This is a genomic window from Brasilonema angustatum, assembly GCF_059505445.1.
Genome location: NZ_JCACKO010000002.1, coordinates 1 through 5168, shown reverse-complemented (window position 1 = coordinate 5168; position 5168 = coordinate 1). Strand labels below are relative to the sequence as shown.

The 5168-nt window shown below is 42.3% G+C and carries 4 protein-coding genes; 3 read left to right on the top strand and 1 reads right to left on the bottom strand.

The window, feature by feature from the left end; all coding sequences use genetic code 11:
• Positions 1-463: 463 nt before the first annotated feature.
• On the bottom strand, positions 464-1693 hold the full coding sequence (locus tag AC5JM2_RS00400) for a BaiN/RdsA family NAD(P)/FAD-dependent oxidoreductase (RefSeq protein ID WP_495832943.1): 1230 nt from the start codon (positions 1691-1693) through the stop codon (positions 464-466).
• Between the two features lie 133 nt (positions 1694-1826).
• Between AC5JM2_RS00400 and AC5JM2_RS00395 the strand changes: the two genes are divergently transcribed.
• From AC5JM2_RS00395 to AC5JM2_RS00385, 3 genes are all read left to right on the top strand, one after another.
• A complete protein-coding gene (locus AC5JM2_RS00395) occupies positions 1827-2651 on the top strand; it encodes an LssY C-terminal domain-containing protein (protein WP_495832942.1) in 825 nt (274 codons plus the stop codon).
• 281 nt (positions 2652-2932) lie between these two features.
• Positions 2933-3085: a lmo0937 family membrane protein gene (locus AC5JM2_RS00390; RefSeq protein ID WP_495832941.1), complete on the top strand. Its 153-nt coding sequence runs from the start codon at positions 2933-2935 to the stop codon at positions 3083-3085.
• Positions 3086-3206: 121 nt separating this feature from the next.
• A partial coding sequence (locus AC5JM2_RS00385; protein WP_495832940.1) for an SNF2 helicase-associated domain-containing protein occupies positions 3207-5168 on the top strand: 1962 nt, incomplete at its 3' end.

The window sequence follows — 5168 nt, the reverse complement described above, 5'->3', positions numbered from 1 at the left end:
CAGTCAAGCTAAAAATCTCGGTATGTTCGTTATATGGACTGCGAAAGCTCATCGAACTTGATTGTTGAATTAATATATACACAACATCTTATCGCGGTTTTCGACTAAGTGCAAGACACTAAAGAGTAAAATCCATCACATTTGCTTCAATAAATCCACGCCCCTGTACGTAGATCCTTATGTACCTCCTCTGGATGAGAAATAGTCTTTAAGCTGTGTAACAGCTGGGTACTATACGTCTGATTTGATGTATTATTTGTTTTTTGATTCTATCAGCCACATAACAAGGATACAAGGACAGATAAGACAGTTAAGCAGACAGTTAAGACAGTTAAGCAGACAGTTAAGAAAAATTAAGTAAAAAACCTAATTTAGACGTAATTTGTTATATCTCTTTTGAAGGATTTTTAGAAAAAATAAAATATTCAAAATAGTAGATGATTTTTGCGTTTGTTTTTGCAGTTCACTTAACTGCTCCCAACCCCGCTAAATATCCCGTTGTCCAAGCACTTTGAAAATTAAAGCCGCCAGTGACACCATCAATATCTAAAATTTCTCCAGCGAAGTAAAGCCCTGGAACTAATCGACTTTCCATTGTTTTAAAATTGACTTGTTTAAGGTTGACACCGCCACAGGTGACAAATTCTTCCTTAAAAACTCCTTTACCATTAATTTGGTATTGTCCTTGAGTCAGTTCTTGCACCAACTGGTTGAGTGTTTTGTTTGATAATTCTGCCCAACGGTCTTCTGGTGTGATACCTGCACGCGAGATAATGTATTGCCAGAGGCGGTGGGGTAAGTCTACGCCGCGATGTAAGGCGATCGCCTTTTTTGCCACTTCATTTTTAACTACTAGTAATTTCTGCCGGACTTCTTCTGGCTGGAGGTGGGATAGCCAATTAATATGTAAAGTGGCTTGGTAGTTGTTTGAGTGCAGCACTCTCGCACCCCACGCAGAAAGTTTTAGCACAGCTGGACCACTAAAACCCCAATGGGTGATCAGCAATGGTCCTGTTTGTTCGAGTTGGGGAAATCCTGGTATGCTTAAGCGCAATCGTACAGGGTTAACACTCACACCAGCCAACTTCAAAACAAATTCATCTTTGATATTGAAGGTAAATAAAGAGGGGACTGGTGGTTCAATTGTATGTCCAAACTTCTGGGCTATTTTGTAACCGACAGGGTTGCTACCTGTGGCTAAGAGTAGGCGATCGCACTCCAAAATCTCTCCCGACTTTAAAGAAATTTCAAAGTTAGGAGTGCTGAGTTGTTTGACAGCAACAATCAGTGTTTCTGTACGTATGTTTACCCCAGCTGCTTTTGCTGTATTTATCAGACAGTTGACTACAGTTTCAGAAGTATTAGTGAGGGGAAACATTCTGCCATCAGGTTCGGTTTTGAGTGGTACTCCGTGAGTAGCAAACCAAGCGACTGTATCCTTAGCTTGAAAGCGCGTGAATGCACCTAGCAAAGCTTTCCCGCCTCTGGGATAATTTTGTACTAATCCTGACGGATCAAAACAAGCTTGAGTGACATTGCAGCGTCCGCCACCAGAAATGCGGACTTTTGCCAGGACTTCGCGACTGGCTTCGAGTATTGTCACTTGCGCGTTGGGATGTGCTTCGGCTGCTGCGATTGCACCAAAAAAACCAGCCGCGCCACCACCTACAACTATGACCCGTAGCGGTTTCACTTTTTCGTTTCTCCTCTCATCCCTTGGCGTCTTTGGTGGTTCATTCAAAATAGCACTGTCATAGCTTGGCTTAGCTCAACTTACCTTATAGTAATGGTACACATCTTTGATCTAGAAAAACTAAAACAAGTCAATGCCCAGTAAGGTACAAACATCAGTACAGTCACATCACCGCAGGTTATGGATTTGGCTTATCGTTATTCCTGGGTTATATTTGCTGCTAGCTTATGTTGTCCTACCTGCACTATGGCGTCATTACGAACACAACTCAAAACTAGAGCATTCTCCTAAAACCACGCAAACAGCCGAAGGTATACCGGGCGACCCAATCAATGTTGGATTGGTTGGTACAAAAGTTGAAGTGGTTCAGGCAATGCTGGCAGCAGGCTGGTATCCGGCAGATCCAATTACCTTTAACTCCAGCCTTGGCATTGCCAAAAGTGTGTTGCTGAAGCGTCCCTATCCTAATGCTCCTGTTAGCAATTTATACTTTTTGGGACGCAAGCAGGATCTTGCATTTGAGCTACCCGTAGGTAACAGCGCCAAGGAACGTCATCACGTTCGCTTGTGGCAGACTAACAATTTAAGCGCTGATGGCAGACCTCTGTGGCTTGGTAGTGCAACATTTGATATCAGTGTTGAACTCAGCCGTTTCACAGGACAAATTACCCATCATATTGACTCGAATATTGATGCAGAGCGAAACAACTTTATCCAAAGCCTTGAGAAAGCACATCTTGTTACCAACTTGTATCAGGTGACAGGAGTAGGAGCAACTTTGTTTGGTCGTAATGGCGGCGGCGACTGGTATAACACCGATGGAGAGTTAACAGTCGGCGTACTTTCGGTCAATAACACCGTTCAAGCAACAACCCCAACCCAGTTACCCAATCCGGCTCCTGTTGAGATTAAGAATCGAGCTTGGTCATGGTTGCGGCATTTCTTTACTCGTAAGTAGTAATTGACACTATTAGCGAAGTATGAATTGCCCAGTTTGAGACATAGGACTCCTCGGCAGATTTTTGCGAAGCTAGGTACACTTTTATCAGTTATCAGTTACCAGTTACCAGTTATCAGTTATCAGTTATCAGCTATCAGCTATCAGTTATCACTGTTCACTGTTTACTGTTCCCTGTTAAGGGTTCCCACGTATGTTTAAAAATTTGTATCGAAATTATTTTTTGTCAGTCAATTGGAATTACTCTGGTAGAAATCCTCTACAAATCGGAATCGAAAATTATGTTAGGCATACTTTGGGGTATTGTCGTTCTACTGTTTGCTTTTTGGGTATTGGGTCTTGTACTTCACATTGCAGGAAATCTGATTCATATCGCGTTAGTTTTAGCTATTACTCTTGCAATCTATAATTTTTTAAAAGCCCGTGATGTCTAGGTATAGCGGTTTTGCAAATAAAATCTGAATTTTTTACATAATTCTGTAATACTCCATACCTACTTTTGGTAAAGTAATCTAGACCCTCTAAAAATTCTAGAATAACCAAAAGCGTGGACTCATGAAAGTTATTCATGGTACGTGGATACCAAACGCAGTGGCTGAGTTTATTCAGCCAGGGTCTTTTTATTTATGGGTAGAAACCCCTGAAGTCAAAAAACGTCGTCACAAAAATCAACACATTCACCCTGGACATCTAGCACAGGACGAATTGGTAGGCTTTTTAGTCCAAGAGTTAGGCATCAAAGAACCAGCAGCTACCTTAAACGAACGTATATCTGCTAAATATTTTGCTCTACCAACTGCGAATAATCAGCCCATTCCCTCACCAGAATTAATTAAGTATCTAGAAATAGACCTTCCTGAAGAATATGAAGGGTTTCAATACTGGCAGGTAGACTGCTATGAGGCTGTCGCGTCAGTTAAAACTGGTTCTTATCGAGTCTCAAAAGCTATCAATGTTATCAAACTCCTCAACGAAATCCACTTTTTAGCATTATACAGTTCGGGCGAAATTCAACTTGGTTCAGATATCCTGTTTTGGTATCACTATACTCAAGCCTTTAAGCAATTAATTCTTAAAGACCAATATATTCCAGCACTGAAATACCGGGAGTTAGAAGCTACCGTTACTAAGACTAGTAAAAAAGGTAAAACAAAAACTCCACAAACACAACCATTTGAAATCTATACAAATTGGGAAATTATTTCTGAACAATATGAATCCAATTTGAAAAAATACATTGAATATATGCCACTCATTTGTGTGGCGGGTTCGGTAACAGCAACTGATCCAATAGAGTTCTTTGATAGAGAAAAGCTTTTACGCCACTTCAGTGAGTCTCTTGTTAACGATATAGTCACCCATACACCCTCAACAGCTGCTTTTGACAAACAAATTGCTGATTCCCTGATTCACCATTGCTTACGTCCAAACAATGACAACCCACAAACAACGCATGCAGCTTTAGAACAATATCAGCAATGGTTGACATGGAAAACCAAAATCGCCCATACCCAAAGTGACTCCGCGTTTCATCTCTGCTTTCAGTTGCATTCTCCTGCTTCAGACGCAATAGACAATTGGCAGATTCAATTCCTTGTAGCTAGCAAACAAGATCGCTCTTTGAAACTAGCACTAGCTGACTACTGGACAATGAGTCAAAAGACCAAAACTGGGATATACAAGCAATTTGGTAAGGGTTTTGAAACAGATTTGCTGCTTAATCTCGGCTACGCAGCGCGGATGTATCCTCAATTATGGCAGGGACTGGAAACACAACACCCCACGGGATTGCAACTCAGTCTAGAAGAGGCTTTTGACTTCCTCAAAGAAAGTGCCTGGGTGCTGGAAGATGCTGGTTTCAAGATTATTGTACCAGCTTGGTATACTCCCGCCGGTCGTCGTCGGGCAAAAATTCGCCTCAAGGCGTCTGCAAGCAAACTATCCGCAACGAAAAGCCAGACAAAAAGGTATTTCAGCCTTGACTCGTTAGTGGAGTATCAGTATGAACTGGCTATTGGTGACAAAGCCGTTACTCCGCAAGAGTGGCAACAACTTATTAATTCTAAGGCTCCACTGGTACATTTTCGCGGTCAGTGGATGGAACTAGACCGAGAGAAAATGCAGCAGTTCTTAGAATTTTGGCACTCACACGCTGATGAAAAATCAGAAATGACGATGCTAGAGTTCCTGCAACGTAATGCTGAAGTGGGTGAAGAGTGGGAATTTGAATATGACCAATTTTTGTCAGAGACAATGGCGAAGTTGCAAGACAAAAGTCGGTTGGAACCCATTTCTGAACTGCCACAATTGCAAGGAAATCTGCGCGAGTACCAAAAGCGCGGCGTCTCATGGTTGCAATACTTGGAAAGATTGGGATTGAATGGCTGTCTAGCAGACGATATGGGCTTGGGCAAGTCGGTGCAGGTTATTGCTAGACTGGTGCAGGAGAGAGATGGGGAAGTAGGGAGCAGGGAGCAGGGAGCAGGGAGCAGGGAGCAGGGAGCAGGGAGCAGGGAG